This window comes from Candidatus Pantoea floridensis, from assembly GCF_900215435.1.
Taxonomy (GTDB): domain Bacteria; phylum Pseudomonadota; class Gammaproteobacteria; order Enterobacterales; family Enterobacteriaceae; genus Pantoea; species Pantoea floridensis.
The window spans coordinates 440,269-466,588 of sequence record NZ_OCMY01000001.1; the positions used below are offsets into that span (position 1 = coordinate 440,269).

Consider the following 26,320-nt stretch of genomic DNA (forward strand, 5'->3'; position numbering starts at 1 on the left):
CATCGGCATGGATGGCTCAACACCAGAAAGGAGCAAACGATGAAGCAAACTGTGGCCTCACTGCTGGCGAAAACACTCGAAAGCGCTGGCGTAAAACGCATCTGGGGCGTCACCGGTGACTCGCTCAACGGGCTAAGCGATAGCCTGAATCGTATGGGAACCATCGAATGGATGCCCACACGCCATGAAGAAGTAGCCGCCTTTGCGGCCGGCGCTGAAGCGCAAATCAGCGGTGAACTGGCGGTGTGCGCCGGTTCCTGTGGTCCGGGCAACCTGCATTTAATTAATGGTTTGTTTGATTGTCACCGCAACCACGTCCCGGTGCTGGCGATCGCCGCGCATATTCCCTCCAGCGAAATTGGTAGCGGCTACTTCCAGGAAACCCATCCGCAAGAGCTGTTCCGCGAGTGTAGTCATTACTGTGAACTGGTCTCCAATCCAGAGCAGCTGCCGCAGGTGCTGGGTATTGCGATGCGTAAAGCGATTCTCAATCGCGGCGTGTCGGTGATTGTGATCCCCGGCGATGTCGCGCTGCAGCCTGCGCCGGAAAGCGCACGTAGCGAATGGTATCCGCCACAGCTGCCGCATGTGGTGCCGTCCGCCAGCGAAGTGGCGCGCTTAGCCGAAACGCTGAACGCGGCGGAAAATATTACCCTGCTGTGCGGCAGCGGTTGCGCTGGTGCGCACGCCGAAGTGGTTAAGCTGGCGGAGACGCTGAAAGCGCCGGTGGTGCATGCAATGCGCGGTAAAGAGCACATTGAATACGATAATCCTTATGATGTCGGCATGACCGGCCTGATCGGCTTTTCGTCCGGCTTCCACGCGATGATGAACGCCGACACGCTGGTGCTGCTTGGAACACAATTCCCCTACCGCGCGTTCTATCCTGCGGATGCCAAAATCATTCAGATTGACATCAATCCTGGCAGTCTCGGCTCGCACAGCCATGTCGATATGGCACTCGTCGGCGATATCAAAACGACCCTGCATGCGCTGCAACCGCAGCTCACCAGCAAAACCGATCGTCAGCATCTGGACAAAGCACTGGAGCATTATGTCGATGCGCGTAAAGGGCTCGACGAGCTGGCAACCGCCAACGATAAACTGCCGATTCACCCGCAGTATCTGGCACAGCAAATCAGTGAATATGCCGATGATGACGCCATCTTTACCTGCGACGTCGGTACGCCTACCGTGTGGGCAGCGCGCTATCTGAAGATGAACGGTAAGCGTCGCCTGATTGGCTCGTTCAATCACGGTTCAATGGCCAACGCCATGCCCCAGGCATTAGGCGCACAAGCGCTGAATAAGCAGCGTCAGGTGGTTGCGCTATGCGGGGACGGTGGATTTAGCATGCTAATGGGTGATTTCATTTCAGTGGCACAGCTGAAACTGCCGGTGAAACTGGTGATTTTCAATAACAGCGTGCTGGGCTTTGTGGCGATGGAGATGAAAGCCGGTGGCTATCTCACCGATGGCACCGATCTGGAGAACCCGGATTTTGCCGCCATTGCCGCCGCCTGCGGCATTAAAGGTATCCGTGTGGAGAAAGCCTCCGAACTGAACGGCGCGCTGCAGGAAGCCTTTGCCCATGATGGTCCGGTGCTGATTGACGCGATTACCGCGAAGGAAGAGTTGTCGATGCCGCCGCAGATCAAAGCCGAACAGGCCAAGGGATTCAGCCTGTACATGATGCGCGCCATTCTGAATGGGCGCGGTGATGAGATCGTGGAGCTAGCGAAAACCAACTGGCTAAGGTAAAACAATTCAAGCCAAATATGATGATAACGCGGGCGCTTCGCCCGCTTTTTTATTTCAGGAGAGCGACGTGATCGATTTACGCAGTGATACCGTAACCCGCCCCAGTGCCGCCATGCTGGATGCCATGATGGCGGCCGAAACCGGCGATGATGTCTACCGTGATGATCCTACCGTTCACGCACTGGAAGTTGAAGCCGCACGTTTGAGCGGCAAAGCCGCTGCCCTGTTCTTCCCCACCGGTACGCAAGCGAATTTGGTTGCGCTGCTGTGTCACTGCCAGCGCGGAGATGAATACATCGTTGGCCAGCAGGCGCACAACTACAAATATGAAGCCGGCGGCGCAGCGGTACTTGGCAGCATTCAGCCCCAGCCGATTTTGCATGCTGAAGATGGGTCACTGCCGCTGGCCGACGTGGCTGCCGCCATCAAACCCGATGATTTCCACTTCGCCCGTACGCGCCTGTTGAGCCTGGAAAATACCCATCATGGTAAAGTACTGCCGCTGAGCTATCTGGAGCAGGCGTGGAAATTCACCCGCGAGCGTAAGCTGGCGCTGCACATTGATGGCGCCCGTATTTTTAACGCCGTGGTGGCGCAGAATGTTGCGCTGGAAGCGATTGCGCGCTATTGCGACACCTTAACTATTTGCCTGTCAAAAGGCCTCGGTACGCCGATCGGTTCGCTGCTGTGTGGCAGTGAAGCCTATATTGAAGAAGCGCGCCGCTGGCGCAAAATGACCGGCGGCGGCATGCGTCAATCCGGCATTCTGGCCGCAGCGGGGCTGTATGCGCTAAAGCATAATGTGGCGCGTCTCAAGGACGATCATGATAACGCTGCGTGGCTGGGCGAGCAGCTAAGCGCCATCGGCGTTGAGGTGGTCAATCAGCACACCAATATGCTGTTTGTGAAAGTGCCGGCAGAGAACGTTGAAGCACTGAAGAGCTGGATGCAGTCGGGCGAGGTGTTAATCAGCGTGGGCCCCATAACGCGCATTGTGACGCATCTGGATGTCAGCCGTGAGGATCTGCAACGGCTGGTGGCGCACTGGCAGGCATTCCTGCAGCAGTAAATCCTGGTACGCATCAATGCTGCAAGGGTCGCCAATGATGGCGCCCCTTGCACTACATCACTGCGCCGCACCGTACTTCGCTAATAACGCGCGGGCAATCGCCAGGGTTTCGGCATCGGCGCTACCGCGATAATCACGCGGGCGGAAATGCATCTGAAACGCCGCAATCAGCTTGCGCTGCATCTGTGGCGTTGTCGCTGCCGAGACGTCGTAACCATAGCGCTGCAGTGCATCCAGTAATTCTGCTTGATCCACTGCGTCTTCCGCTGCACGACCATACAGATAACGCTTTACCGTTCCGGGCTCTGGCCAGGCACCCAGGCCATGTTCCGCCAGCTGCTGCCAGGGAAAAAGTGGCCCCGGATCTTGCTTGCGCTGCGGCGCAATATCGCTGTGACCCACCACATTTTCCGGCGTGATACCGTAGCGCTGAGTGATATCTTGCACCAGCGCCACCAGCGCACTGATTTGCGTCGGAGTGAAAGGCTGCCACTGTAACCCCGTTAAGGTACGGCGGTAGCCGCTATTAACCATTTCAATGCCAATCGAGGTGTCATTGATGCGCGTTGCGCCGCGCCAGAAGCTGGGCCCCGCATGCCAGGCTAACTGGCTCTCCGGCACCAGTTGCCAGATCACGCCCTGGCCTTTTTTCTGCGGAGGATGCTGCGGAATCAGGTAATGCGCGCTAACTTCACGATCGGTCAGCGTTGCCAGTGAACTGGAAAAATCCTCAGCGGTGTAATGAATGACCACCACTTTAATGCGCGGCCGCGCGCCCTGGGCTGGATGAGCGGTATCCACCCAATACCCGTGACGCGCTTCAATCGATGAGTGACAAGCGCTCAACAATAGCGCCATCACCAGCAGGACCACTCCGCGCATTAGCGAATAATCACGGCTGTGCCAGTAACGCTCACCATCAACATGCTGCCTTCTTTACCTACCGTTTCGTAGTCAATATCGATACCTACCACCGCATTGGCGCCAAGCGCTTTGGCCTGCTCTTCCAGCTCTTGAAAGGCGATCTGCCGCGCTTTGCGTAACTCTTTTTCGTAAGCCCCCGAGCGTCCACCCACGATATCGCGGATACCCGCGAAGAAGTCGCGGAAGATATTGGCCCCCAGAATCGCTTCACCAGCGACGACACCGCAATATTCACTGATGCTGTGCCCTTCCAGCGTTGGCGTAGTGGAAAACTTCATCAACTTCTCCTTTTCTGAATCAGCGAGTTATAGCTCTTACGGCGTAAAAGCAAGGCTATACTCTATGCTAAAAATGGCGCTTTGCCAGTGAACAATAAGGAAATCGAGATGAGAACCCATGCCTTTGCGCTGCTTATTCCCGCGGCGTTGCTGCTAAGTGCTTGTACCACCGTAGAACCGGTCATTAAGGATAATGGCCCGCGCACCGCGGCCTGTATTGATGGCGGCCCGGATAGCGTGGCGCAGCAGTTCTACGATTTACGCGTCAGCCAGCCAACACAGGGCTTACCAGATAGCACCCAGCTGGCGAAATACCGCCCTTACCTGAGCGATCGTTTGTATCAGAAACTGCTGAGTGCCAGCAGCCAGAACCCGAAACCGGCGGCGTGGACCAGCGGCGACCTGTTCTCCAGCCTCGCGCAAGGCCCGACGTCGGCCGATGTGGCCAGCGCCTCTACCATTCCTAATCGCGACGCGCGCAATATCCCGCTGCGCGTGGATTTGAGTCGCGACGATAAAAAGTGGCATGACGAAGTACTGATGATCCACGAAGGCACCTGCTGGGTGGTTGATGATGTGCGTTATGTCAGTGATGTACCGCACGTCAATGGCGGTTCATTGACGCAGCTGCTGGAAGCGAAAAAGTAGTCGTTCACTTTTCCAGCACTCAGTTCTAATGATTAGCGCGCCGCATCCTTGCGGCGCTTTTTGTTTATATTTTGTGAACTACATTCGCCTCCTCAGCCCTTACCCACCGTGAGTGGCGCGATAATGTGCTACCCTTTGGGAGTTTTACTGCTGTTAAATAAATTTTAACCCACCGCAATTGCATAACTATTCTGGTGACGTTAAGATTCACGACACTAATTACTATTCATTTTTTGCGCATGAGTATTCAACTAAACGCCATAAACTGTTTTTACGGTGCCCACCAGGCACTGTTCGATATCAACCTGGCTTGTCCGCAGGGAGAAACGCTGGTGTTGCTCGGCCCGAGTGGCGCGGGTAAAAGTTCGCTCCTGCGCGTCCTTAATTTGCTGGAGCAGCCGCGCTCTGGCAGCCTGCACATTGCCGGTAACCAATTCGATTTCGCCAAGCCACCTTCTGACAGCGCCATTCGTGAACTGCGCCAGAATGTCGGCATGGTGTTTCAGCAATACAATCTGTGGCCGCACCTTACCGTGGTGCAAAACCTGATTGAAGCGCCCTGCCGCGTGCTCGGCCTCAGCAAGGATGCCGCGCGTGCGCGTGCTGAAAAGCTGCTGGATCGCCTGCGTCTGACGCCCTATGCCGATCGCTTTCCGCTGCACCTTTCTGGCGGTCAGCAGCAGCGCGTCGCCATTGCGCGTGCGCTGATGATGGAGCCGCAGGTGCTGCTGTTCGATGAGCCAACTGCCGCGCTCGACCCGGAAATCACCGCCCAGATCGTGAGCATTATTCGTGAGCTGGCACAGACCAACATCACGCAAGTGATCGTGACACATGAAGTGGAAGTGGCGCGTAAAACCGCCAGCCGCGTGGTGTACATGGAAAACGGTCATATTGTTGAGCAAGGCGATGCCAGCCACTTTACACAGCCGCAAACCGACGCGTTTGCTAATTATCTTTCGCATTAAGTCAGGATGCTTCTAATGAAAAAAGTTGTACTTGCTGCATTACTTGCTGGTCTGAGCCTGAGCGCTTCTGCTGCGCAGACGCTGCGTTTCGCTACTGAGGCTTCTTATCCTCCCTTTGAGTTTGTCGATTCCGATAACAAAATTCAGGGCTTTGACGTCGATCTGGCGAACGCGCTATGTAAAGAGATGGATGCCACTTGCACCTTCACTAACCAGGCCTTCGACAGCCTGATTCCGAGCCTGAAATTCCGTCGTTTTGACGCGGTGATGGCCGGAATGGACATCACGCCAGACCGCGAAAAACAAGTGCTGTTCTCCAAGCCTTACTACGATAACTCTGCCATCTTCATCGCGCAGAAAGGCAAAGTGGCAGACGTAGCCGCGCTGAAAGGCAAACGTGTTGGCGTGCAGAATGGCACCACGCATCAGAAATACCTGTCTGACAAGCACAGCGACATCACCGTCGTTCCTTACGACAGCTACCAGAATGCGGTGCTGGACCTGAAAAATGGCCGTATCGATGCCGTCTTCGGTGATACTGCCGTCGTGAATGAGTGGCTAAAACAGAACACCAATCTTGCACCGCTGGGTGAGAAAGTCACCGACAAAGAGTACTTCGGCACCGGCCTGGGCATTGCCGTGCGTCAGGGCAACACGGAGCTGCAGGGCAAGTTCAACGCCGCGCTTGAGAAGATCAAAGCGGACGGCACTTACAAAACCATCTACAGCAAATGGTTCCAGCAGTAATTTCAAATGAATGAAATGATTCCACTCGCAAGCGCCGCCGGCATGACCGTCGGCCTTGCCGTTTGTGCACTGATCGCCGGCCTTGTGCTGGCGATGATTTTTGCTGGCTGGGAATCGGTGCGCTGGAAACCGCTGGCGTGGATTGGTACTGGCCTGGTGACACTGATTCGTGGCCTGCCGGAAATTCTGGTGGTGCTGTTTATCTATTTCGGTGCATCACAGCTGCTGCTCACCCTGTCCGATGGCTTCCACATTAATCTTGGCCTGTTCAACATCCCGGTGCAGGTGCAGATCGAGAACTTCGACGTCAGTCCCTTCCTGTGTGGCGTGATTGCGCTGGCGATGCTCTATTCCGCCTATGCGTCACAAACCCTGCGCGGCGCGCTTAAAGCGGTGCCGGTAGGACAATGGGAATCGGGCCAGGCGCTCGGCATGAAAAAATCGGCAATTTTTCTGCGCCTGATTATGCCGCAGATGTGGCGTCACGCCTTACCTGGCCTCGGTAACCAATGGCTGGTGCTGCTGAAAGATACGGCGTTAGTCTCGCTGATCAGCGTTAACGATTTGATGCTACAAACCAAAAGCATTGCCACGCGCACGCAAGAACCTTTTACCTGGTATTTGGTGGCGGCGGCGATTTATTTGATTATTACCCTGTTCAGTCAGGCAGTGCTGCGCCGTATTGAATTGCGCACCACGCGTTTCGAGCGGGGGGCCTAACGCATGCTGGATTATTTACCCGAGCTGCTTAAAGGGCTGCATACCAGCCTAACGCTGACCGTGGCCTCGTTGATTGCTGCGCTGGTACTGTCCGTGCTGTGCACCATTGTACTGGCACTCAAAGTCCCGATACTGAATTGGCTGGTGAAAGGCTATATCACGCTGTTTACCGGCACGCCGCTGCTGGTGCAGATCTTCCTGATTTATTACGGACCCGGACAGTTCCCCAGCATCCAGAATATTCCGTGGCTGTGGCATCTGCTGTCACAACCCTGGCTGTGTGCGCTGCTGGCGCTGTCGCTTAACAGTGCCGCCTACACCACCCAGCTGTTTTACGGTGCGGTGCGCGCCATTCCATCCGGTCAATGGCAATCCTGCGCTGCGCTGGGAATGAATCGCAAAGACACGCTGCGTATTCTGCTGCCGTACGCCTTCAAGCGCGCCCTTTCGTCTTATTCCAACGAAGTGGTGCTGGTGTTTAAAAGTACTTCACTGGCTTACACCATTACGCTGATGGAAGTGATGGGGCACGGGCAGCTGCTGTATGGCCGCACCTACGATATCTCGGTGTACGCTGCCGCGGGCCTGATCTATCTGGTGGTTAACGGTTTGCTGACGCTGATGATGCGCCTGGTAGAGAAGCGCGCGCTGGCGTTTGAACGCCGCAACTGATGTACCAAGCGGGTGCAAATTAACGCACCCGCCCAATGATATCTTTAAGCAAAAATATTGCATACAAATTCATTTACTGGCATCGTGTAACCCGTTCCGTCTCTGGCATGGTTTACAGGAGTTATATAATGAAAAAATGGATCGTTGCTGCTGCACTGGCAACTCTGGCAATGAATGCTTATGCGGCCGAAAAAATCCGCTTTGCCTCTTCCGCAACTTACCCGCCGTTTGAATCCCTCGATCACGACAACCAGATTGTGGGTTTTGATATCGATCTGGCAAAAGCCTTGTGCCAGCAAATGAAAGCGGATTGCACCTTCACCAACAACGCCTTTGATAGCCTGATTCCTTCGCTGAAATTCCGCCGCTATGACGCAGTAATTTCAGGTATGGATATCACTGCCGATCGCAGCAAGCAGGTCGATTTCACCCAGCCTTATTATGCTAACTCCGCCATCGTTATTGCCCATAAAGGTCAGTTCACCGACTTCAGCCAGCTGAAAGGCAAGCGCGTCGGCGTGGAGAACGGCACCACGCATCAGAAATACCTGCTGGAGAAACACCCTGAAGTGATCGCGGTGGCCTATGACAGCTATCAAAACGCGATTCTCGATTTGAAAAATGGTCGCCTGAATGGCGTGTTTGGTGATACGGCGGTGGTCAATCAGTGGCTGAAGGCCAATGACGATCTCAGTGCGGTGGGTGAGCACATCACCGATACCGACTTCTTCGGCACCGGCTTAGGCATTGCGGTACGTAAAGGCAACGAACCGCTGCTGAACGAGCTGAATAGTGCGTTAGTCGCGCTGAAGGCCAACGGCACCTGGCAGCAGATCAATCAGAAGTGGTTCCCGGAATAAGCGTTATTTGCTGAGCAAACACAGCACTTCAAAATGCGCGGTATGCGGAAACATATCGAACAGCTGCACGCGGCTAATGCCGTAATCCGCCAGACGCGCGATATCCTGCGCCATGCTGGCCGGATTGCAGCTGGAATAAAGAATGTAATCGGGTGCCATCTCAGTGAGATAAGCACACAACTCAGCACCAATGCCGCGACGCGGCGGATTGACCAGCACCAGCTGCGGCACGGCTTCGCGTGATGTCGCAAACTGCGTTGAATCCAGTGCGGCAAAACTCACCTTCTCCAAACCCAATTGCTGCGCCGACTGCTGCGCGCAGGCAATGGCTTCGGCGCTGATTTCGATGCCGGTCAGCTGCATCTCAGACGTGGCGCAGTGCAAACCAAATCCGCCGACGCCACAAAACAGATCCCACATACTGCTCACCGGCAGCTGTGCGACCCAATCACGTGCGGTGGCATACAGATCCGCGGCAACATGGGGATTGGTCTGGAAGAAGCTTTGCGGGCGAATATAGAGCGGCACCTGATTAAATTTTTCCGCCAGCGCCTGATCTGGCGTCAGCGCAATCTCTTCATCCCCTTCAAGAATCGCCATATGCACCGGTTGAATATTGGCGGAGATGACTTTCAGCTGCGGCAACTGCTGCTGCAGCCAGGGCAGTGCCGCACGCAGCTGTGCCAGCTTACTGGTGGAGCGCAGTACAAAACGCAACATCATGCCGCCCTGCGTGCTTTCGGTCAGCAGCAGAAACTTCAGCTCACCGCGTTTGCGCGCTACGTTGTAGGGTGTTAAACCCGCACGCGCGATAAAGGGTTTGAGTACCTCAAACACCGCGCCAAAGCTAGCGGGATAGAGCGGACAGGCGCACAGATCAACCGGTTCACCGTCGCGCGCCACCATGCCGAGAATGGGCCGCTCAACGCTGCCACTGACCACCATTTTGGCTTTATTACGAAACCCCTGCTGACCGGATGCCACCGGCGGCAGCCATTCGGCGACTGGCCTTTCCGCCAGCAGCTGCTCCAGCAACGACTGCTTATCATTGAGCTGTTGCGGGTAGGGTTTTTCCAGCCACTGGCAAGAGCGACAGCGGCCGGCATCATAAAGCGCGCAATGCATAGCTTGGCCTGTATTCAGAATCGGGAGAAAAAATGGGGGGCGATTGTATCACCGGTTTCGGAAAAAAGCGCGGCTGCTGGCAGGCACAAACAGCAGCAGCAGAACCAGCACCTCCGGCAGCTTTTGCAGCAGGGTGTGATGAATAATCTGCGCATTGCTTTCGCCGGGAATGCTAAAAATCTCCGGGTAGATCCACCCCACGGAGGCCATCAACATATAGATCAGCACAACGATTTGCGTGGCAACATAGCCCCAGCGTCCGCGGTTGCTGCCGCGCATCAGCGTAAAGGCACAGCGCAGTTCAAACAGGAAAATCAGCTGGCTGGCGATAAAAATCAGCGTGGAATCCCAGGCTTGCGCGCTTCGATGCACAAAGTTGGCGAGTTCGTCGAAACCCAGTTCGTTAGCCAGCATCAACACGCTGAGGCAGCGGGTAATGATGATGGCGCAGCCCGCAACCATCACTGGCACCGGCGTAGTGTTAATCATTGAACCGTTTTTCAGGGTTTCCGACATGGTTTAGCTCCGTCACCATAATAAAACGGGCCGAAATAATCAGCCCGTTCTTATGGTGGCAAATGTTACGATGTTCAGCCACGTTTTGCTTTCTGAATATCGCGTAATCGCTGCTTTTCTTCGTGCGCCATAAAGCGCCAGGCGATAAAACCGACTAAACCGACGACAAACAGAATCAGCGAAGCTAAGGCGTTGATTTCCGGATTCACACCACGACGTACGGTGGCGAAGATCGCCATCGGTAACGTGGTAGCGCCTGGGCCGGTGACAAAGCTGGCGATCACCAAATCGTCGAGCGACAGGGTAAACGCCAGCAGCCAGCCGGTAACAATCGCGGGTGCGATCATCGGCACAGTGATCACGAAGAACACTTTCACCGGCGTGGCGCCAAGATCCATTGCGGCTTCTTCGATCGAGCGATCCAGTTCACGCAGACGCGAGTTGATCACCACCGCCACGTAAGCGGTACAGAAGGTCACGTGCGCCAGCCAGATAGTGAGCATGCCGCGATCGCTCGGCCAGCCCAGCGTATTGCCCATCGCCACAAACAGCAGCAGCAGTGACAAGCCGGTGATCACGTCCGGCATCACCAGCGGTGCCGTCAGCATAAAAGCAAAGCCGTTATGCCCGCGGAAGCGGCCAAAGCGCACGATCACCACCGCCGCCATAGTACCAAGCACCACCGCCATGGTGGCCGAAAGCGCGGCGATAGTCAGGCTAAGCCCCACCGCATCGAGCATCGCCTGATCCTGGAACAGCACGTTGTACCAGTGGAATGAGAAGCTCTCCCACACCGTCACCAGCTGCGAACTGTTGAAGGAGTACACCACCAACAGCAGCATCGGCGCATACAGGAACATAAAGCACAGCACCAGAATCACGCTGCGCCACGGAGAGCGAATGGTCGGTAACTGGCTCATTCCTTCTCTCCCATTTCACGATTTTGATGCTTATGGAACCAGATGATCGGCAGAATCAGGATCAGCAAAATGATCACCGCCAGCGCGGACGCCACCGGCCAGTCGCGGTTGTTAAAGAACTCCTGCCACAAAATACGCCCAATCATGATGCTGTCCGGACCGCCGAGTAGTTCGGGGATCACGTACTCGCCCACCGCCGGAATAAACACCAGCATCGAACCGGCAATAATCCCGCCTTTGGTCAGCGGCACAATCACGCTAAAAAAGGTCTTCAGTGGACGCGCGCCAAGATCCAGCGAGGCTTCTACCAGCGAATAATCAATTCGCGTCAGCCCGGTATAAATCGGCAGCACCATAAACGGCAGATAGCAGTAAACGATACCGATATACACCGCAGTATTGGTATAGAGAATCACCAGCGGGTGATCGATCACGCCGAGCCACATCAGGAAACGGTTAAGAATGCCGTTGTTGTTGAGCAGCCCCATCCATGCATAAACGCGCACCAGGAACGAGGTCCACGACGGCAGGATCACCAGCAGCAGCAGAATGGTGCGCATTGAAGGCTTACTGTGCGCCACCGCCCACGCCAGTGGATAGCCAATCATCAGGCAGATGATGGTCGAAATGCCCGCCACTTTCAGCGACGTCAGATACGCATCGGCGTAGAGCGGATCGTCGGTCAGCGTAAAGTAGTTGCCGAGATTGAGCACCAGATTGAGCTGACCATCCGCCCAGGTGACCAAATCGGTATACGGCGGAATGGCGCGCGCGATATCAGCGAAGCTGATCTTCAGCACGATCAGGAACGGCAGCAGGAACAGCAGAATCAGCCACAGATAAGGCAGTGCAATCACCAGCTTGCGACCGTGCTGCATTTTAATGCGTGTGGCCCAGCGCTGCAGCGGCGTGCCCACCACTTCTGGCGCGCTGCGTTGAGAAATCTGGCTCATATCGCCCCCTTAAACCGTCAGAACCACACAGCTGTCGGCGTCCCAACAGAGGCGGACTTCATCGCCCCAGGTGGGTGCGCCTTTGCGGTAGCGATGGGCGTTTTGCAGCTGTGCGCTAATCATTTGGCCGCTGCGCAGACGCACGTGGTAAATCGACAGATCGCCAAGATAGGCAATGTGCACCACTTCTCCCACGGCAAAGTTGCAGCCATCGGCCGGCACCTCTTCGCACAGCATGACTTTTTCCGGACGCAGCGCAACGTGCACCGGCACGTTATCGACGACGGACACATCGGTCTGCACTTTTAGCGGATGTACCAGACCAGGCGCATCAATGATCAATGCATCCTCGCCACGCTCACGCAGTAACCCGTCGAACACATTCACCGAGCCGATGAATTCAGCGCTGTAACGGCTGGTGGGATGTTCATAAATCTCTTCCGGTTCACCAATCTGCACGAATTTGCCGCGGTTCATGATGGCAATGCGGCCCGCCATGGTCATCGCCTCTTCCTGATCGTGCGTCACCATCACGCAGGTGGCGCCAACGCGCTCAAGAATATCAACCACTTCGTGCTGCATGCGGTCACGCAGCTTTTTATCCAGCGCGCCCATCGGTTCGTCGAGCAGTAACAGCTTAGGGCGCTTCGCCAGACTGCGCGCCAGCGCTACACGCTGACGCTGACCGCCCGACAGCTGATGCGGTTTACGTTTGGCAAACTCTTGCATATGCACCAGCGACAGCATCTCTTCGACGCGGCTATTGATTTCGCCTTTCGGCAATTTGTCCTGCTTCAGGCCAAAGGCGATGTTTTGCTCTACCGTCATGTGCGGGAACAGCGCGTAAGACTGGAACATCATGTTGATCGGGCGCTGATAGGGTGGCACGTGCGAGAGATCCTGGCCATCCAGCACAATCTGGCCGCTGGTCGGCGGTTCAAATCCCGCCAGCATGCGCAGCAAGGTCGATTTGCCACAGCCGGAGGCACCCAGCAGCGCAAAAATCTCGCCTTTGTAAATGGTTAGACTGACATCATCCACGGCGTGTTGGCCGTCAAACGATTTGGTCAGGTTGCGAATTTCCAGCAGCGGCGTCAACGCCTTAGCCGTTTTATTTGGGGGGCGGGGAATCGCGTCGTTCACTAACATTTCTCCGGCGCTACAATCGCGCGGCACAGCCAGCCGCTAAAAATGGCACAACAGAGGCCAGTACAGCACCTCTGTCGTCGTCTTCAGGCAATACTCGTTCAGAACGAGTTACTTACCACTTTTTACTTTAGTCCATGAGCGCGTACGCACACGATCCAGTTTCGGATCCTGGACCTTGAGCACAAACAGCTTCGCCATCACCTCCGGCGTCGGGAAGATGCCCGGATTATTCCGCACATCAGCATTGATCAGCGGCAGCGACGCTTTGTTGCCATTGGCGTAGTTCATCTTATTGGACACATCAGCGATCACTTTCGGATCCATGATGTAGTTCAGCCATTGGTAAGCCGCGTCCAGATTCTTCGCGTCTTTTGGAATTGCCATCATGTCGAAGAAGGCCAGTGCGCCCTGCTTCGGCACGCTGTAGCCCAGATGCACGCCGTTGTTGGCTTTATCGGCACGATCTTTCGCCTGCAGGATGTCGCCCGACCAGCCAATTGCGACGCAGATGTTGCCGTTGGCCAGGTCATTGATGTACTGCGACGAGTGGAAGTAACGGATGTTCGGACGCAGTTTCAACAGCAAATCAGTGGCGGCGCCAGAGTAATCTTTCGCATCAGAACTGTTTGGATCTTTGCCAAGGTAGTTCAGCACGGTGGCGAAAATCTCTTCCGGCGCATCAAGGAAGGAGACACCGCAGCTTTTCAGTTTTTCCAGATTTTCGGGTTTCAGCACCAGATCCCAGCTATCCACTGGCGCATCGGCCCCCAGTGCGGCTTTCACTTTATCGACGTTGTAGCCGATACCGGTGGTGCCCCACAGATAAGGAATCGCGTATTTATTGCCCGGATCGTGCTGGGCCACTTTCGCCATCAGATCGGGATCGAGGTTTTTGTAATTCGGCAGCTTGCTCTTATCCAACTCCTGGAACACACCGGATTGCAGCTGACGCGCCAGGAAGCTCGACGACGGCACCACCACGTCATAACCGGTGCTGCCGGCCATCAGTTTGCCTTCCAGCACTTCGTTGGAATCAAAGACGTCGTAGACCACTTTGTCACCGGTCAATTTTTCAAAATTCGGCACCGTGTCAGCCGAAATATAATCTGACCAGTTATATACATGCAGCGTTTTATCTTCTGCCTGAGCACCAGCGGCCGCAGCCATCAGCACACCAGCAACCACACCTGGCAACCATTTTTGACGTTGGTTGAACATGTTTTCCTTCCTCCTGAGCGGGTCATTACAACGCTGTATACACGCGATCCGAACGTTGCGTTTTCTGTAAAAATTACAGGCACACAATGAATCAATATTCAGCGGGAGTTTAATAGCAAAAACCTATACATGTGCTGAAGTGGTACGTCCCAAGCAGCCCCGCAAGAATAGCCCCCCCTTACCCACCGCACCAGATCCCAGCTTAAAAAACGCCTTTTCGCGATAAGTTATGCATGTTTCTGCTATGGGGTTTGGCATTAGCGGCATAAAGCACGACTAATATCTGGCAATAAAGGGCAAAGTGCAGAATAAAAAGCGGTGGGGCTAAAATGAAAACTGCCGCAAAAAGCGGCAGTTAGCGAGGCGGGGAACTCAATGCAGCATCGCGTGGCTGCTGGAGCTGGGTTGTCGCTCCTCTTCCTCTTCCACAATCAGCAGGTGGTTAGCGAAGGCCTCCATAATCACCATGGAAACGCCCTCTTCACTCTGCTTCATAAAGTGCGAGAACTGACCGAAGGTGAGTCCGGCGGTGGTACTGATCGACTGGCAGACAATCAGCTTCGGCAGATTGTCGTCCTGAATATCAACGAAAGCTTTAATCGTGAGCGAACTGGCGTTGATCTGCGATAGATCGCCCACCAGCGGAATCAGCGCCGTGGGTTTTACTTCTGCCAGCGCGGAGAAGAGGATAACGTTATCCACCAGGTCGATTTTTGCATCAAACACCCCGTCAAAATTCTGCATGTGCGGCAGGTGCAGTGCCTGACAGGCATCGCATTCGAACCAGGTGATATTTTGTTGATCCAGCCAGCGACGCAGCACGTCAATGTCCGGAACGACCAGTGAATCCATCGTTATATCCTGTGGGGTGAAGAAATGAGCGCCTTAGCTTACGGAAAAACCGATCTGGATGCCACGAAAACCGCTGAAAAGCGCAGGTCAGCCGCCGGTTTTAGGACGATAGCCGGGGCAAGCATGCTGCTCTATCCACTGGATCATCATCGTCGCGATATCTAAACCGGTAATGCCCTCAATGCCTTCCAGCCCTGGCGAGGCGTTCACTTCCATCACCAGCGGCCCGCGATGGGCACGCAGAATATCCACGCCGGCGACTTCGAGGCCGAGCGTGCTGGCGGCTTTCACCGCGATTTCCCGCTCTTTATCAGTAATGGCTACCGCTCGGGCTTTGCCGCCGCGATGCAGATTGGAACGAAAATCGCCCTCTTTCGCCTCGCGCTCAATGGCCGCCACCACTTCATGGCCAATCACCAGACAGCGGATATCGCGCCCCTGCGCTTCTTTGATAAACTCCTGCACCAGAATATGCGCGTTAAGGCCACGAAAAGCATCGATCACGCTCTCCGCCGCCTGACGCGTTTCCGCCAGCACCACACCAATGCCCTGCGTGCCTTCCACCAGTTTCACTACCAGCGGCGCTCCGCCCACCATGGCGATCAAATCATCGGTATCATCCGGCGAGGAGGCAAAGCCGGTAATCGGCATATCAATCCCTTCACGCGCCAGCAGCTGCAGCGATCGCAGTTTGTCGCGCGCACGGGTGATCGCCACCGATTCATTCAGCGGATAGCTGCCACGCACCTCAAACTGGCGCAGAACGGCCGTGCCGTAAAAAGTGGTGGCGGTGCCGATACGCGGGATCACCGCATCAAAGTGTCCCAGCGTCTCACCGCGATAGTGCACTGCAGGGGAATCAGAGTTGATATTCATGTAGCAGGAGAGCGGATCGATGATCTGCACCTGATGACCACGCTCTTCCGCGGCGTCGCGCAGACGTTTACACGAATAAATCGATCCATCGCGGGTGAGAATGGCCATCTTCATTGCAGAGTTCCTTGTGCTTAGCGTGTCGCCCAACCCTGCTGATGCAGGTAATCCAGCATAAACGGACGTGTTTCTTTAATAATCAGACGCTGTATCAGCTGGCTCCAGGTTTCGGATCGCTGGTTACTGTCGCGCTGCTGATAATAGGCGGTCAGTTGCTCATCGTACTGTGCCAGCACGCGTTTATCGACGGGCTGGTAGTGATTCTCATGCACCAGCATCGCCTGTGGCATACGCGGTTTAACGTCTGGCGTATCTGCCGGATGGCCGATGCAGAAGCCGAACAGCGGCAGCACGAACTTTGGCAGCTCGAGTAACGCGGTTACCTCAGCGATGCTATTACGAATGCCACCAATAAACACGCCGCCAAGGCCAAGCGATTCCGCCGCAATCATGGCATTTTGCGCCATTAACGCCGTATCAACGCAGCCGAGCAGCAGCTGTTCAGCACGTCCCAGCTGCGCATCCGGGCAGATTTGCTGATGACGATTGAAGTCAGCGCAGAATACCCAAAATTCCGCCGCAGCGCTGACCCATGGCTGGCCGCCAGTTAGCTGTACCAGCTGCTCGCGCTTTTGCCGATCGGTAATGCGAATAATGGAGGAACACTGCAAAAAGCTAGAGGTTGAGGCCGCTTGTGCCGCGCTGATAATGGCGCTGCGTTGCGCCTCTTCAATGCCCTGTTCAGTAAAGGCGCGAATGGAACGGTGGCTGCACAGTAAATCGATAGTCGGCGTCATAATCCTCTCCGGTGGTTACTTCTTTTTGTTAGATTGATGAAACAATTGCGGTGCCATCGCCTTCGCCGTCCGCCACATCATCATCCATGCAGCTGGCAGCATCAACGCAATACCGAGAAAAAACAGTAGCGTCGCCAGCGGCTTTTTCGCCATAAAATCGGGGGCGCTCACCCAGTCGTTAGTCAGCAGTAGCGCACCGATGACGGCAAGCACGCCGAGCACTTCGAGCAGTAACACGGGTTTGGGTAATGTGGCGAGATTACGCATGCGATGGTTCCTCAGTTGTTCTATCAGCGTTAACCGCATTTTTACCCAATGTATAGGCGGTAAGTATTACAGTAACAGGTATATTCTTCTTCCTTTAAGCAGGATGGGCGGGCATGATGTTACGCATTATTCACGCTGTGATGTGATTCTAGTCACAAAACAGCAGCGGAAGGAGAGAAGCAATGATTGCAGTGATTTTTGGCCGTTCTAGCTGCCCTTACTGCGTACGTGCAAAAGAGTTGGCTACTAAGCTGACCAGCGAGCGCGACGATTTTAACTATCAGTACGTGGACATTCAGGCCACCGGCATCACCAAAGCCGATCTGGAAGCGCGCGCTGGCAAACCGGTCACCACCGTGCCGCAGATTTTCCTCGACGATCGGCACATCGGTGGTTACACCGAATTTGCTGCCTGGACGAAAGAAAATCTGGGTATCGAAGCATAAGATAACGGGCCTGCGGGCCCGTTTTTGATGCGGCTATCCGGCACGCATCGCCAGCATAATCCGCAGCAAACGGATCAGCAGCGCACCGCAGCCCGCCCAAAACAGCGCACTTAAACTCCAGGCTACCATCAGCAAACCGCTATGTATCATTGGCGTCGCCAGTATTAACCACACCATCCCCAGCAGCGTACCGCCCAATGCCACCCATAACGTACTAAGCAGCGGCCTTTCCGGCTGTAATAGCGCCATAAAAATGCCCGGCAATAAAAATAGCAGCAATTCTGGTTGTCCACGCACCGCCTGTTCACTGGCTGCGCCCCAGAAATGATGTGCATAAATAAACACCAGCGTATAAAGCACCACGCCCAGAACTGATGCTGGCCAGCGATTATTGCGCTGCAACATAATTATCCTCAACTTTGATGTTAACAATTATGAAACTTTTACTGTCCTGATGCGCAAGGTGGAAATAAAAAGAAACAGCTGGCTGTGGAAGGAATGAAAACTGCCGATAGCTGAAGGTGTTAATTATGATTAGAATACGCCGCTTTAGAATTTGCTTGCGCTATATTGTTGCACGTCGCTTTGCGTTCGGCACAAGATAGCGAAAAAAGCCTCTCCCATCAACCCGTTACAGGTAAAGAAGAAGTTAAACAGTGAACATTAACGTCGCAGAATTGTTAAGCGGAAATGACGTTCTGTTATTATTTGTCGTTTTAGCGCTCGGACTCTGCTTAGGTAAATTACGCCTTGGCTCAGTTCAACTCGGTAATTCTATTGGAGTCCTGGTTGTTTCATTGATTTTAGGCCAGCAGCACTTCGCCATTAATACCGATGCCTTAAGTCTGGGCTTTATGTTGTTTATTTTTTGTGTCGGTGTAGAAGCCGGGCCAAACTTTTTCTCCATATTTTTCCGTGACGGTAAAAACTACTTCTTTTTGGCGATTGTAATGGTGGTGAGTGCGTTATTAATCGCTCTGACGCTTGGCAAATTGTTCGGTTGGGACATTGGTTTAACCGCAGGCATGCTAGCCGGTTCGATGACCTCGACGCCAGTGTTGGTCGGTGCCGGCGATACACTGCGGCAAAGCATCACCGATAACCATCAACTTACGCTGATGCAGGATAATCTCAGCCTCGGTTATGCCCTCACCTATCTGGTCGGTTTAGTCAGCCTGATTTTTGGCGCGCGCTATCTGCCGCGCCTGCAGCATCAGGATCTGCCCACCTGCGCGCAACAAATTGCCCGCGAGCGCGGCCTGGATGCCGACAGTCAGCGCAAAGTGTTTCTACCGGTCATCCGCGCCTATCGCGTCGGTCCTGAACTGGTGGAGTGGAGCGGGGGCAAAAATCTGCGCGAGTTGGGCATTCATCGTCAAACCGGCTGCTACATTGAGCGTCTGCGCCGTAATGGCATTCTTGCCAGCCCGGATGGTGATGCGATGCTGCAACTGGGCGATGATATCTCACTGGTTGGCTATCCCGATGCGCACGCCCGTCTTGATCCCAGCTTTCGTAACGGCAAAGAAGTGTTTGATCGTGATCTGCTCGATATGCGTATTGTTACCGAAGAGATTGTGGTGAAAAATCACAATGCGGTAAACAAACGTCTGAGCCATCTTAAACTGACCGATCACGGCTGCTTCCTCAACCGGGTGATCCGCAGCCAGATTGAGATGCCCATCGACGACAGCATCATGTTGAACAAAGGCGATATATTGCAGGTAAGCGGTGAAGCACGTCGCGTGAAGCGCCTTGCCGATCGCATTGGCTTTATCGCTATTCATAGCCAAATTACCGATCTTCTCGCCTTCTGCGCCTTCTTTATTGTTGGTCTGATGATCGGCATGATCACTTTCCAGTTCAGCAACTTTAGTTTCGGCATCGGCAATGCCGCCGGGTTGCTGTTTGCCGGCATCATGCTCGGCTTTATGCGCGCCAACCACCCCACGTTTGGCTACATTCCGCAGGGTGCGCTAACCATGGTGAAAGAGTTCGGACTGATGGTCTTTATGGCCGGCGTTGGCCTGAGCGCGGGCAGCGGCTTGCAGCATGGTTTTGGCAGCGCGGGTGCGCTGATGTTGCTGAGCGGTTTACTGGTGAGTTTGCTGCCTGTGGTAATCTGCTATCTGTTTGGCGCTTACGTACTGCGCATGAACCGGGCGCTGCTGTTTGGTGCCATCATGGGAGCCCGCACCTGTGCACCTGCAATGGAAATCATTAGCGATACTGCGCGAAGCAGCATTCCTGCTCTGGGCTATGCGGGAACCTACGCGATTGCCAATGTGCTGTTAACACTGGCAGGCACGCTGATCGTGATTGTTTGGCCGCTGCTGCCCTTCTAAAAAATATATTTACAAGCGTAAAGAACTTTCTTTAGGGGACGCAGTCTGAATAAGTGCCACTGCTTTTCTTTGAAATCCCCAAATTGTGGAGCCCGCCGGTCACTGACTTGCGGGTTTTTTTATGGCTCTCGATCCTGTGGCTTAAGGTTCTCTTCAGCGAAAATTGTCATCCTTCCCACCGCTAACGCTATTTTCCAATATTCATGCAACTTTCATCAAAGTTAAACACTCCAACAACCCGCAATAAGATTAAGAGCGCGACTATTTATTCCAGAGGCGCGCGCTTTTAGGCTATCAGTTTTATTTTGCTGGCAATTTTTATGCTGGTGTTGTTTGGGTAAACAAGTCGAGGATACGCCATCGTGATGGAAGCACTTAACCACACGCTTTTTTTATGGATCAACGCCACGCAGGATTCGCCGCAGTGGCTGATCGTTCTGGCGACATTTATCGCCAAAGATGTGATTGCCATTGTGCCGCTGCTCATCGTAACGCTTTGGCTGTGGGGACCGCGCGAACAGGTGCAGTCACAGCGCGCGCTGGTGCTGAAAACCGGTATGGCGCTGCTTTATGCGCTGAGTATCTCGTGGTGCGTTGGGCAACTGCTGCCGCATCCGCGTCCGTTCGCCATTGGTTTCGGCCATCAGTTCCTGTCACATCGACCCGATGACTCCTACCCAAGCGATCATGGCACCACTATTTTCACGTTTGCACTGGCATTTATCTTCTGGCATCGCATGTGGTCGGGTGTGCTGCTGTTAGTGGTGGGGAGCGCCATTGCCTGGTCACGCGTCTATCTCGGCGTGCACTGGCCGCTGGATATGCTGGGTGGATTCCTGGTGGGCATGCTGGGTTGTCTGGCATCGCACATGGCGTGGCAGCTGTATGGTGAGCGGATGCTGGCGTTTACGCATCAGGTGTATCGCGCGCTGTTCGCCATGCCGATTAAGAAGGGCTGGATTCGCGAGTAAGCGATGTGGTCGCCATGAATGGCGACCCTACAAATGTTAAAGGTGCGCATTGATGCGCACCGCTTATTTCCTGACACTTAACTAAACCATTTCCCGAACCAGCCGTGAAATTTCATCATCACGAAATCCCAAATCCGGCCAATAAACCCACCTTCCGGCACCGCTTCCATCGCCACCAGCGGACGTTGCTCAATGGTTTTGCCATCCAGTTGGAAGTCGATGGTGCCAACGACCTGATTTTTCTCCAGCGGTGCTTCCAGCTGTGGTGAATTCAGCGTAAAGCTGGCTTTGAGATTTTTCATCTGCCCTTTCGGCACGGTAATGGCCGCGTCTTTAGCGACGCCAAGATTGACCTGGCTATGCTCGCCAAACCATACGCGCTGCTGGGCAAACGGCTTATCGGCTTTAATCGGCGTGACGGTTTCATAAAAACGGAAGCCCCACGTCAGCAGCTTTTCACTTTCACGGAAACGCGTCGCATCGGTCGCCGCACCCAGCACCACGGAAATCAGGCGCATATCACCTTCAGTTGCCGATGCCACCAGATTATTGCCGGCACCTGACGTATGACCGGTTTTAATGCCATCCACCTTCAGATTAGAGCTCCACAGCAGGCGATTGCGGTTCATCTGCTTGATCTTATTGAAGGTGAACTCTTTTTCACTGTTAATCGCATACTCTTCTGGCACATCACTGATCAGACGCTGGCCAATGATCGCCATGTCGCGTGCGGTACTGTACTGTCCGTCGGCATCTAATCCGTGCACCGTCATAAAGTGCGTGTTTTGCAGGCCAAAGGCTTTGACGTAGTTGTTCATCAGGCCGATGAACGAATCCTGACTGCCCGCCACGTAATCGGCCAGAGCGATACAGGCATCGTTGCCGGACTGAATCACCACACCTTTATTGAGCTCCGAAACCGGAATGCGATCGCCCGGTTTCAGGAACATCAGCGATGAACCGCGCAGCTTTGGATTACCGGTTGCCCAGGCATCCTGGCCGATGGTCACCATATCGTCGTTAGTTATCTTGCCCGATTTCAGCGCCTGGCCCACCACGTAGCTGGTCATCATTTTGGTCAGGCTGGCCGGATCGAGACGCTGATCGGCATTAGACTCCGCCAGCACTTTGCCGCTGTTGTAGTCCATTAAAATCCAGGCTTTGGCATCAATTTGCGGTGCCGCAGGCGCCTGTTCAGCCAGCGTGGTGGCAGGAATAATAAGCAATAGCAGTGAAGAGGCGGCCAGCGGCCGCCAGACAGAAGCAAAGGTGTTTTTTCTCATGAGCGTGACCAGATTGTCCTTGTTAAATCTTGGTTTTCTTGCAGGCAAGACATGTCTTGCCCAACGCTAACGGTTCACGCCAGCGAAAAAAACCGTCCAATCGTAAAGTTTTATAGAGTTTATTAGAGTAACCCTGGCACCAACCGCGTAGCGTCGCCACTTTTGCTCCAATACCCGCCAATAAAAATTGCGTGTAATTCCGATTTTTCGCAGAACAGTTAAGCCAGTCACATTTTTCCGCTAACCTGATTTCAGTCTGCCTGAGGAGAGCCGCGATGGACTTAGCCATTTTCGATCTGGACGAAACCCTGATTTGTGAAGACAGCACCAGCCTATGGCTGCGCTGGCTGGTTTCTCAGGGGTTTGCCCCTGAAGCAATCATCCAGCAGGAGCAAACCCTGATGGAAAAATATCATGCCGGTACGCTATCAATTGAAGAGTATATGAACACCACGCTGGCCCCGTTAGCCGGCATGGCAACGTTAACCGTTGAAGGTTGGGTACGACGCTTTATTCATCGCGACATTATGCCCCGCGTCTTCCCTGCCGCGCGCGAGCGTATTGAGTGGCACCAGCAGCGCGGCGACACGGTAATGATCATCACCGCCAGCGGCGATCATCTGGCCGTGCCGATTGCCAATCGCCTTGGCGTGCACGGTGCATTAGCAATTGGCGTGGAAGTGGTCGATGAACGCTACAGCGGCCAAACCTACGGCACCATGACCTACCGCGAAGGTAAAGTGACACGCCTGCGTGACTGGAAGGCGCTACAGCAGGATCGGCACTTCGAACGCACCTGGGCTTACAGCGATTCAATGAATGATTTGCCGCTGCTGGCGCATGCCGATCATGCCTGGGTGATTAATCCCAACCCGCTTCTGCTGCAGGAAGCGCAGCAGCGCGGTTGGGAAGTGTGTAACTGGGTACGCTGAGTTAACCGCGCGGGGTGCTGGCATCATCCGTCAGCCCCACCTTCAGTAGCTTACCGTTGGCTTCATCGGTCAGCACATACAAATAGCCATCCGGCCCCTGACGGACATCGCGAATGCGCTCGCCGCGGTCCTCCAGCAGTCGCTGCTCTTCTATCACCTTCTCACCGTTAACCTGCAAACGAATCAGGCTTTTCTCTTTCAAGGCACCGATAAACAGTGAATTTTTCCACTGCGGGAAACGTGCGCTGTTGTAAAACGCCATGCCGCTGATGGCAGGTGAGACTTTCCAGTAATGCAGCGGCTGTTGCGTGCCCTCAACGGCCGTACCTTGCGCTTCTGGCACTTTTTCACCGCTGTAATCGATACCATAGGTGGCGAGCGGCCAACCATAGTTTTTGCCTTTTTCCGGGATATTCACCTCATCGCCGCCGCGTGGACCATGCTCGCTTTCCCACATTTGCTGCGTCCACGGATTGAGCGCCAGACCTTGCGGATTGCGCATGCCGTATGACCAGATTTCCGCGCGGGCATTTTTGCGATCAACAAACGGATTGTCCTGAGGAATGGCGCCATCCTGGGTCAGACGGATGATTTTGCCGGAGAGCTTATCCAACTGCTGCGCACTGCTGCTGGCAAAGTTGTCACCAAACGCGACATAGAGAAAACCCTGATGATCAAAGGCCAGACGCGTCCCCATGTTTGCGCCGCTCGAGAGCTTCGGCATTTGCTCCAGTACCACCTTAAAATCGCTTAACTGACGATTGTCATCACTGAGTCGCCCATAGCCCACTACGCCACCCGCGCGCCCTGTGTTATCGGCGGTGGTATAACTCAACCATACGCGACGGCTCTGGGCAAAGTCCGGCGCCAGCACCACGTCCAGCAAACCACCTTGTCGATTGGCCCACACTTTCGGCACACCGCCAATCGGCTGTGACAAGCCTTTGCCCAGCTGCCAACTGCGCAGCTGACCAGATCGTTCAGTAATTAACAGCGTTTGATTGTCGGGCAGAAATGCGACTGACCACGGATGATCGAGCTTATCCTGCAAAACCTGGACCTGTACTTCGGCGGCAAATAACGGCAATGAAGAGCTTAAGGCGCCAAACAGCAGCGCGGCGGGCAGTAAACGCATGGCATTCTCCTTGATCACAGTCTGCCGTTAAGGGTAGTCAGCGTGTGACAAAGGATGTGCAGGATTTACAAAACATTAAGCCCGGCGTTAAGCCGGGCCATACTTTATGGTGCGGAGAACGCCACCACATCGCGCACCATCTCATCAATCCCCGGGCGGAGATCGTTGAGCGTGATTGGCGCGCTGCTATTCGGTAACGGCTTACCAAAGGCTTTACGCACCACTTTGATCAGCGGCTTGCCAGTTTGCCCATCTATCGCTTCCACTTCGAGGAACAGCGCACTCTCCTGCGTGCGATGTCCAGTGGCCGCCATGGTGCTGGCGACTACCGCCGCAATCGGCACCACTTCGTAGAACTGCATGCCTTCATTTTCCGCAGAGACTGCCGTGATGGCCGTTTTCACTACCAGCGTGTGTGGGCCTTTTTGCGCCACCAGCGGTTTGCGCTCAGAGATTGCGCGCTTTAGCTGGCTATCGGTATAGGCGCGTATTTGATCCAGCGTTTGCTGGCTAACGCGCTCAGTAGGATGCGGCACCGGGTAATAAACCACCGGCGTATACACCACGCCACGGTAATCGGCGTCATGATAGTCGGGAGAGACCCAGCGCAGCGTCGGTTTGCCGCTCGGTGATTGCGCCGACTGCAGCTGGCTGTAATCACCGAGAAAGCCGGAATATTGTTTTTTGTCAGCAACATGAGAGGTACATCCCGCCGCCAGCAACGCCAGCGTTAAGACAGGAACAGAAAGGGAAAATCGCATGAGAAAGCCCTTAATAGAGGTAATTGCTTCTCAAGTGTAGAGGCTGGTTATGAGCGAGGGGAGATATTTTCGCGAAATGCGAGGAAAAACCACCTGCATTGCAGGTGGTTAGGCGGGAATTACTCGAAGCAGGTTTCCGGGTTTTCCGACAGCGAAATGAAGGATTCACCGCCTTTTGTCAGGGCGATAATTCCGCCGCTCTCAATATCATAAACCCACCCGTGCAGACGCACTTTGCCTTTACGCAGCGCCACTGCCACGGAAGGGTGTGTTTTGATATTGTGCAGCTGCGCAATCACGTTCTCTTTCACCATCTCATTGAGGCGTTTCTCTACGGAGTCATAGTTGCGTTCTTCCACCACTGCTTTCGCCGCATTGGCGTAGTGCAACCAGTGATCGACCGCAGGCATCGTCTCGAGATCGGCATTGGAAGCAATCGCGTTCATCGCCCCACAGTTGGAGTGGCCGCAGATAATAATTTCGGTCACGCCCAGCGCCAACACGGCGTACTCGATGGTGGCCGACACGCCGCCTGGCTCTGGACCAAACGGCGGCACGATGTTACCGGCGTTACGGATCACGAACAGCTGACCCGGCTCCGATTGCGTGACCAACTCCGGCACCAGACGACTGTCGGAACAGGAGATAAACAGGGCTTTGGGATTTTGGTTGGATGCCAAACTTTTGAAAAGATCCTTCCTTTCAGGGAACACATTCTGTTGAAAATTCAGAAAACCTTTGACGATCTCTTGCATTTGTTTGCTCTCACATTATCCACTTCTGCCCTGGCAGTGAGGATTCACCGTCAGCGCGATTTGAAATTTGCAGTGAAGATAACAACTTACATTCACCGACCCAACATTTAAGCAAAACACGCCTCTTTACACAACTCGGATGACCGTTTGCCGCCGGGTATCTAAGCGCTGTGCCACAACGATTTGGCCGCCTCGCCAATTGAGTTAAGCACAATCACAGCACATTGGTTGCCCCATAAGGAGATTCTTACACAGCCTATACATTTTCCTCCGCAACCTCTGTACAATCGCCCCCCTATCCACACTAATTATGAT

At 54.4% G+C, this 26,320-nt stretch carries 29 protein-coding genes; 12 read left to right on the forward strand and 17 right to left on the reverse strand.

The annotated features are described in order from the left end of the window. The first annotated feature begins 39 nt into the window (after nt 1-39). Both poxB and ltaE read left to right on the forward strand, forming a co-directional pair. The gene (poxB, locus tag CRO19_RS02125) at nt 40-1,761 is read left to right on the forward strand and encodes a ubiquinone-dependent pyruvate dehydrogenase (protein WP_097094383.1); all 1,722 of its coding nucleotides are present in this window, start codon (nt 40-42) and stop codon (nt 1,759-1,761) included. A 67-nt stretch (nt 1,762-1,828) separates the two neighbouring features. Continuing rightward, nucleotides 1,829-2,830: a low-specificity L-threonine aldolase gene (gene ltaE / locus CRO19_RS02130; RefSeq protein ID WP_097094384.1), complete on the forward strand. Its 1,002-nt coding sequence runs from the start codon at nt 1,829-1,831 to the stop codon at nt 2,828-2,830. Nucleotides 2,831-2,887: 57 nt separating this feature from the next. Here ltaE and CRO19_RS02135 read toward each other — a convergent pair whose 3' ends face one another. Next, nucleotides 2,888-3,712: an N-acetylmuramoyl-L-alanine amidase gene (locus tag CRO19_RS02135; RefSeq protein ID WP_097094385.1), complete on the reverse strand. Its 825-nt coding sequence runs from the start codon at nt 3,710-3,712 to the stop codon at nt 2,888-2,890. Then, nucleotides 3,712-4,032, reverse strand: coding sequence for a heavy metal-binding domain-containing protein (locus CRO19_RS02140; RefSeq protein WP_097094386.1), 321 nt, complete (start codon nt 4,030-4,032; stop codon nt 3,712-3,714). The genes CRO19_RS02135 and CRO19_RS02140 overlap by 1 nt, the downstream gene beginning before the upstream one ends. A gap of 108 nt (nt 4,033-4,140) precedes the next feature. On the opposite strand from CRO19_RS02140, the gene CRO19_RS02145 reads away from it, so the two are divergent. The 6 genes from CRO19_RS02145 (at nt 4,141) to artJ (CRO19_RS02170) (ending at nt 8,647) form a co-directional block, all read left to right on the forward strand. After that, nucleotides 4,141-4,680 (forward strand): lipoprotein, encoded by a 540-nt coding sequence (locus CRO19_RS02145; protein ID WP_097094387.1) that lies wholly within the window; start codon nt 4,141-4,143, stop codon nt 4,678-4,680. Nucleotides 4,681-4,919: 239 nt separating this feature from the next. Further along, nucleotides 4,920-5,648 (forward strand): arginine ABC transporter ATP-binding protein ArtP, encoded by a 729-nt coding sequence (gene artP / locus CRO19_RS02150; protein WP_097094388.1) that lies wholly within the window; start codon nt 4,920-4,922, stop codon nt 5,646-5,648. 15 nt (nt 5,649-5,663) lie between these two features. Next, a complete protein-coding gene (gene artJ / locus CRO19_RS02155; protein WP_097094389.1) occupies nt 5,664-6,395 on the forward strand; it encodes an arginine ABC transporter substrate-binding protein in 732 nt (243 codons plus the stop codon). Nucleotides 6,396-6,401: 6 nt separating this feature from the next. Beyond that, nucleotides 6,402-7,115 (forward strand): arginine ABC transporter permease ArtQ, encoded by a 714-nt coding sequence (artQ, locus tag CRO19_RS02160; protein ID WP_007887649.1) that lies wholly within the window; start codon nt 6,402-6,404, stop codon nt 7,113-7,115. Nucleotides 7,116-7,118: 3 nt separating this feature from the next. Continuing rightward, nucleotides 7,119-7,787 carry an arginine ABC transporter permease ArtM gene (artM, locus tag CRO19_RS02165; RefSeq protein WP_097094390.1) on the forward strand — a complete coding sequence of 223 codons (669 nt, stop codon included), beginning with the start codon at nt 7,119-7,121 and terminating at the stop codon, nt 7,785-7,787. A gap of 128 nt (nt 7,788-7,915) precedes the next feature. Then, nucleotides 7,916-8,647, forward strand: coding sequence for an arginine ABC transporter substrate-binding protein (gene artJ / locus CRO19_RS02170; RefSeq protein WP_097094391.1), 732 nt, complete (start codon nt 7,916-7,918; stop codon nt 8,645-8,647). Nucleotides 8,648-8,650: 3 nt separating this feature from the next. Here the strand turns inward: artJ (CRO19_RS02170) and rlmC are convergent, their stop codons facing one another. The 10 genes from rlmC to CRO19_RS02220 all read right to left on the reverse strand — a co-directional run bounded on the left by rlmC (nt 8,651) and on the right by CRO19_RS02220 (nt 17,377). After that, nucleotides 8,651-9,772, reverse strand: a complete 1,122-nt coding sequence (gene rlmC / locus CRO19_RS02175; RefSeq protein WP_097094392.1) for a 23S rRNA (uracil(747)-C(5))-methyltransferase RlmC — start codon at nt 9,770-9,772, stop codon at nt 8,651-8,653. A 48-nt stretch (nt 9,773-9,820) separates the two neighbouring features. Then, nucleotides 9,821-10,288, reverse strand: coding sequence for a YbjO family protein (locus CRO19_RS02180; RefSeq protein WP_097094393.1), 468 nt, complete (start codon nt 10,286-10,288; stop codon nt 9,821-9,823). A 74-nt stretch (nt 10,289-10,362) separates the two neighbouring features. Further along, nucleotides 10,363-11,208: a putrescine ABC transporter permease PotI gene (gene potI / locus CRO19_RS02185; RefSeq protein WP_097094394.1), complete on the reverse strand. Its 846-nt coding sequence runs from the start codon at nt 11,206-11,208 to the stop codon at nt 10,363-10,365. Next, nucleotides 11,205-12,161 carry a putrescine ABC transporter permease PotH gene (gene potH / locus CRO19_RS02190; RefSeq protein ID WP_097094395.1) on the reverse strand — a complete coding sequence of 319 codons (957 nt, stop codon included), beginning with the start codon at nt 12,159-12,161 and terminating at the stop codon, nt 11,205-11,207. The genes potI and potH overlap by 4 nt, the downstream gene beginning before the upstream one ends. A gap of 9 nt (nt 12,162-12,170) precedes the next feature. Next, entirely contained in the window at nt 12,171-13,304 is a 1,134-nt protein-coding gene (gene potG / locus CRO19_RS02195) for a putrescine ABC transporter ATP-binding subunit PotG (protein WP_176519190.1), read from the reverse strand. 114 nt (nt 13,305-13,418) lie between these two features. Next, on the reverse strand, nt 13,419-14,528 hold the full coding sequence (potF, locus tag CRO19_RS02200) for a spermidine/putrescine ABC transporter substrate-binding protein PotF (protein ID WP_097094397.1): 1,110 nt from the start codon (nt 14,526-14,528) through the stop codon (nt 13,419-13,421). 372 nt (nt 14,529-14,900) lie between these two features. Continuing rightward, on the reverse strand, nt 14,901-15,380 hold the full coding sequence (locus tag CRO19_RS02205) for a YbjN domain-containing protein (protein ID WP_097094398.1): 480 nt from the start codon (nt 15,378-15,380) through the stop codon (nt 14,901-14,903). 87 nt (nt 15,381-15,467) lie between these two features. Beyond that, nucleotides 15,468-16,370, reverse strand: a complete 903-nt coding sequence (rimK, locus tag CRO19_RS02210; RefSeq protein WP_097094399.1) for a 30S ribosomal protein S6--L-glutamate ligase — start codon at nt 16,368-16,370, stop codon at nt 15,468-15,470. Between the two features lie 17 nt (nt 16,371-16,387). Then, nucleotides 16,388-17,110, reverse strand: coding sequence for an oxygen-insensitive NADPH nitroreductase (gene nfsA, locus CRO19_RS02215; RefSeq protein ID WP_097094400.1), 723 nt, complete (start codon nt 17,108-17,110; stop codon nt 16,388-16,390). A gap of 15 nt (nt 17,111-17,125) precedes the next feature. Next, the gene (locus tag CRO19_RS02220) at nt 17,126-17,377 is read right to left on the reverse strand and encodes a DUF1418 family protein (RefSeq protein WP_097094401.1); all 252 of its coding nucleotides are present in this window, start codon (nt 17,375-17,377) and stop codon (nt 17,126-17,128) included. Between the two features lie 182 nt (nt 17,378-17,559). Between CRO19_RS02220 and CRO19_RS02225 the strand changes: the two genes are divergently transcribed. Next, complete coding sequence (locus tag CRO19_RS02225) at nt 17,560-17,823, forward strand: GrxA family glutaredoxin (protein ID WP_097094402.1); 264 nt, start codon at nt 17,560-17,562, stop codon at nt 17,821-17,823. A 33-nt stretch (nt 17,824-17,856) separates the two neighbouring features. On the opposite strand, the gene ybjM is transcribed toward CRO19_RS02225, so the two are convergent. Beyond that, nucleotides 17,857-18,228, reverse strand: coding sequence for an inner membrane protein YbjM (gene ybjM / locus CRO19_RS02230; protein ID WP_097094403.1), 372 nt, complete (start codon nt 18,226-18,228; stop codon nt 17,857-17,859). Nucleotides 18,229-18,479: 251 nt separating this feature from the next. On the opposite strand from ybjM, the gene CRO19_RS02235 reads away from it, so the two are divergent. Then, nucleotides 18,480-20,168, forward strand: coding sequence for an aspartate:alanine antiporter (locus CRO19_RS02235; protein ID WP_097094404.1), 1,689 nt, complete (start codon nt 18,480-18,482; stop codon nt 20,166-20,168). A 365-nt stretch (nt 20,169-20,533) separates the two neighbouring features. Next, nucleotides 20,534-21,139, forward strand: coding sequence for an undecaprenyl-diphosphate phosphatase (ybjG, locus tag CRO19_RS02240; protein WP_097094405.1), 606 nt, complete (start codon nt 20,534-20,536; stop codon nt 21,137-21,139). Nucleotides 21,140-21,216: 77 nt separating this feature from the next. On the opposite strand, the gene CRO19_RS02245 is transcribed toward ybjG, so the two are convergent. After that, complete coding sequence (locus CRO19_RS02245; protein ID WP_097094406.1) at nt 21,217-22,422, reverse strand: serine hydrolase; 1,206 nt, start codon at nt 22,420-22,422, stop codon at nt 21,217-21,219. Between the two features lie 275 nt (nt 22,423-22,697). Between CRO19_RS02245 and CRO19_RS02250 the strand changes: the two genes are divergently transcribed. Continuing rightward, complete coding sequence (locus CRO19_RS02250; protein WP_097094407.1) at nt 22,698-23,354, forward strand: HAD family hydrolase; 657 nt, start codon at nt 22,698-22,700, stop codon at nt 23,352-23,354. Between the two features lies 1 nt (nt 23,355). On the opposite strand, the gene CRO19_RS02255 is transcribed toward CRO19_RS02250, so the two are convergent. From CRO19_RS02255 to CRO19_RS02265, 3 genes are all read right to left on the reverse strand, one after another. Then, nucleotides 23,356-24,489 (reverse strand): PQQ-dependent sugar dehydrogenase, encoded by a 1,134-nt coding sequence (locus CRO19_RS02255; RefSeq protein WP_097094408.1) that lies wholly within the window; start codon nt 24,487-24,489, stop codon nt 23,356-23,358. 104 nt (nt 24,490-24,593) lie between these two features. Continuing rightward, complete coding sequence (locus tag CRO19_RS02260; RefSeq protein WP_097094409.1) at nt 24,594-25,250, reverse strand: DUF3313 domain-containing protein; 657 nt, start codon at nt 25,248-25,250, stop codon at nt 24,594-24,596. Nucleotides 25,251-25,369: 119 nt separating this feature from the next. Next, the gene (locus tag CRO19_RS02265; RefSeq protein ID WP_097094410.1) at nt 25,370-26,005 is read right to left on the reverse strand and encodes a carbonic anhydrase; all 636 of its coding nucleotides are present in this window, start codon (nt 26,003-26,005) and stop codon (nt 25,370-25,372) included. Nucleotides 26,006-26,320 lie beyond the last annotated feature (315 nt).

Excerpts from the sequence above, each read along its gene's own strand:
- poxB (WP_097094383.1), top strand. The coding sequence starts at position 40 with ATGAAGCAAACTGTGGCCTCACTGCTGGCGAAAACACTCGAAAGCGCT.
- CRO19_RS02135 (WP_097094385.1), bottom strand. The coding sequence starts at position 3,712 with ATGCGCGGAGTGGTCCTGCTGGTGATGGCGCTATTGTTGAGCGCTTGT.
- CRO19_RS02140 (WP_097094386.1), bottom strand. The coding sequence starts at position 4,032 with ATGAAGTTTTCCACTACGCCAACGCTGGAAGGGCACAGCATCAGTGAA.
- CRO19_RS02145 (WP_097094387.1), top strand. The coding sequence starts at position 4,141 with ATGAGAACCCATGCCTTTGCGCTGCTTATTCCCGCGGCGTTGCTGCTA.
- artP (WP_097094388.1), top strand. The coding sequence starts at position 4,920 with ATGAGTATTCAACTAAACGCCATAAACTGTTTTTACGGTGCCCACCAG.
- artJ (WP_097094389.1), top strand. The coding sequence starts at position 5,664 with ATGAAAAAAGTTGTACTTGCTGCATTACTTGCTGGTCTGAGCCTGAGC.
- artQ (WP_007887649.1), top strand. The coding sequence starts at position 6,402 with ATGAATGAAATGATTCCACTCGCAAGCGCCGCCGGCATGACCGTCGGC.
- artM (WP_097094390.1), top strand. The coding sequence starts at position 7,119 with ATGCTGGATTATTTACCCGAGCTGCTTAAAGGGCTGCATACCAGCCTA.
- artJ (WP_097094391.1), top strand. The coding sequence starts at position 7,916 with ATGAAAAAATGGATCGTTGCTGCTGCACTGGCAACTCTGGCAATGAAT.
- rlmC (WP_097094392.1), bottom strand. The coding sequence starts at position 9,772 with ATGCATTGCGCGCTTTATGATGCCGGCCGCTGTCGCTCTTGCCAGTGG.
- CRO19_RS02180 (WP_097094393.1), bottom strand. The coding sequence starts at position 10,288 with ATGTCGGAAACCCTGAAAAACGGTTCAATGATTAACACTACGCCGGTG.
- potI (WP_097094394.1), bottom strand. The coding sequence starts at position 11,208 with ATGAGCCAGTTACCGACCATTCGCTCTCCGTGGCGCAGCGTGATTCTG.
- potH (WP_097094395.1), bottom strand. The coding sequence starts at position 12,161 with ATGAGCCAGATTTCTCAACGCAGCGCGCCAGAAGTGGTGGGCACGCCG.
- potF (WP_097094397.1), bottom strand. The coding sequence starts at position 14,528 with ATGTTCAACCAACGTCAAAAATGGTTGCCAGGTGTGGTTGCTGGTGTG.
- CRO19_RS02205 (WP_097094398.1), bottom strand. The coding sequence starts at position 15,380 with ATGGATTCACTGGTCGTTCCGGACATTGACGTGCTGCGTCGCTGGCTG.
- rimK (WP_097094399.1), bottom strand. The coding sequence starts at position 16,370 with ATGAAGATGGCCATTCTCACCCGCGATGGATCGATTTATTCGTGTAAA.
- nfsA (WP_097094400.1), bottom strand. The coding sequence starts at position 17,110 with ATGACGCCGACTATCGATTTACTGTGCAGCCACCGTTCCATTCGCGCC.
- CRO19_RS02220 (WP_097094401.1), bottom strand. The coding sequence starts at position 17,377 with ATGCGTAATCTCGCCACATTACCCAAACCCGTGTTACTGCTCGAAGTG.
- CRO19_RS02225 (WP_097094402.1), top strand. The coding sequence starts at position 17,560 with ATGATTGCAGTGATTTTTGGCCGTTCTAGCTGCCCTTACTGCGTACGT.
- ybjM (WP_097094403.1), bottom strand. The coding sequence starts at position 18,228 with ATGTTGCAGCGCAATAATCGCTGGCCAGCATCAGTTCTGGGCGTGGTG.
- ybjG (WP_097094405.1), top strand. The coding sequence starts at position 20,534 with ATGGAAGCACTTAACCACACGCTTTTTTTATGGATCAACGCCACGCAG.
- CRO19_RS02245 (WP_097094406.1), bottom strand. The coding sequence starts at position 22,422 with ATGAGAAAAAACACCTTTGCTTCTGTCTGGCGGCCGCTGGCCGCCTCT.
- CRO19_RS02250 (WP_097094407.1), top strand. The coding sequence starts at position 22,698 with ATGGACTTAGCCATTTTCGATCTGGACGAAACCCTGATTTGTGAAGAC.
- CRO19_RS02255 (WP_097094408.1), bottom strand. The coding sequence starts at position 24,489 with ATGCGTTTACTGCCCGCCGCGCTGCTGTTTGGCGCCTTAAGCTCTTCA.
- CRO19_RS02260 (WP_097094409.1), bottom strand. The coding sequence starts at position 25,250 with ATGCGATTTTCCCTTTCTGTTCCTGTCTTAACGCTGGCGTTGCTGGCG.
- CRO19_RS02265 (WP_097094410.1), bottom strand. The coding sequence starts at position 26,005 with ATGCAAGAGATCGTCAAAGGTTTTCTGAATTTTCAACAGAATGTGTTC.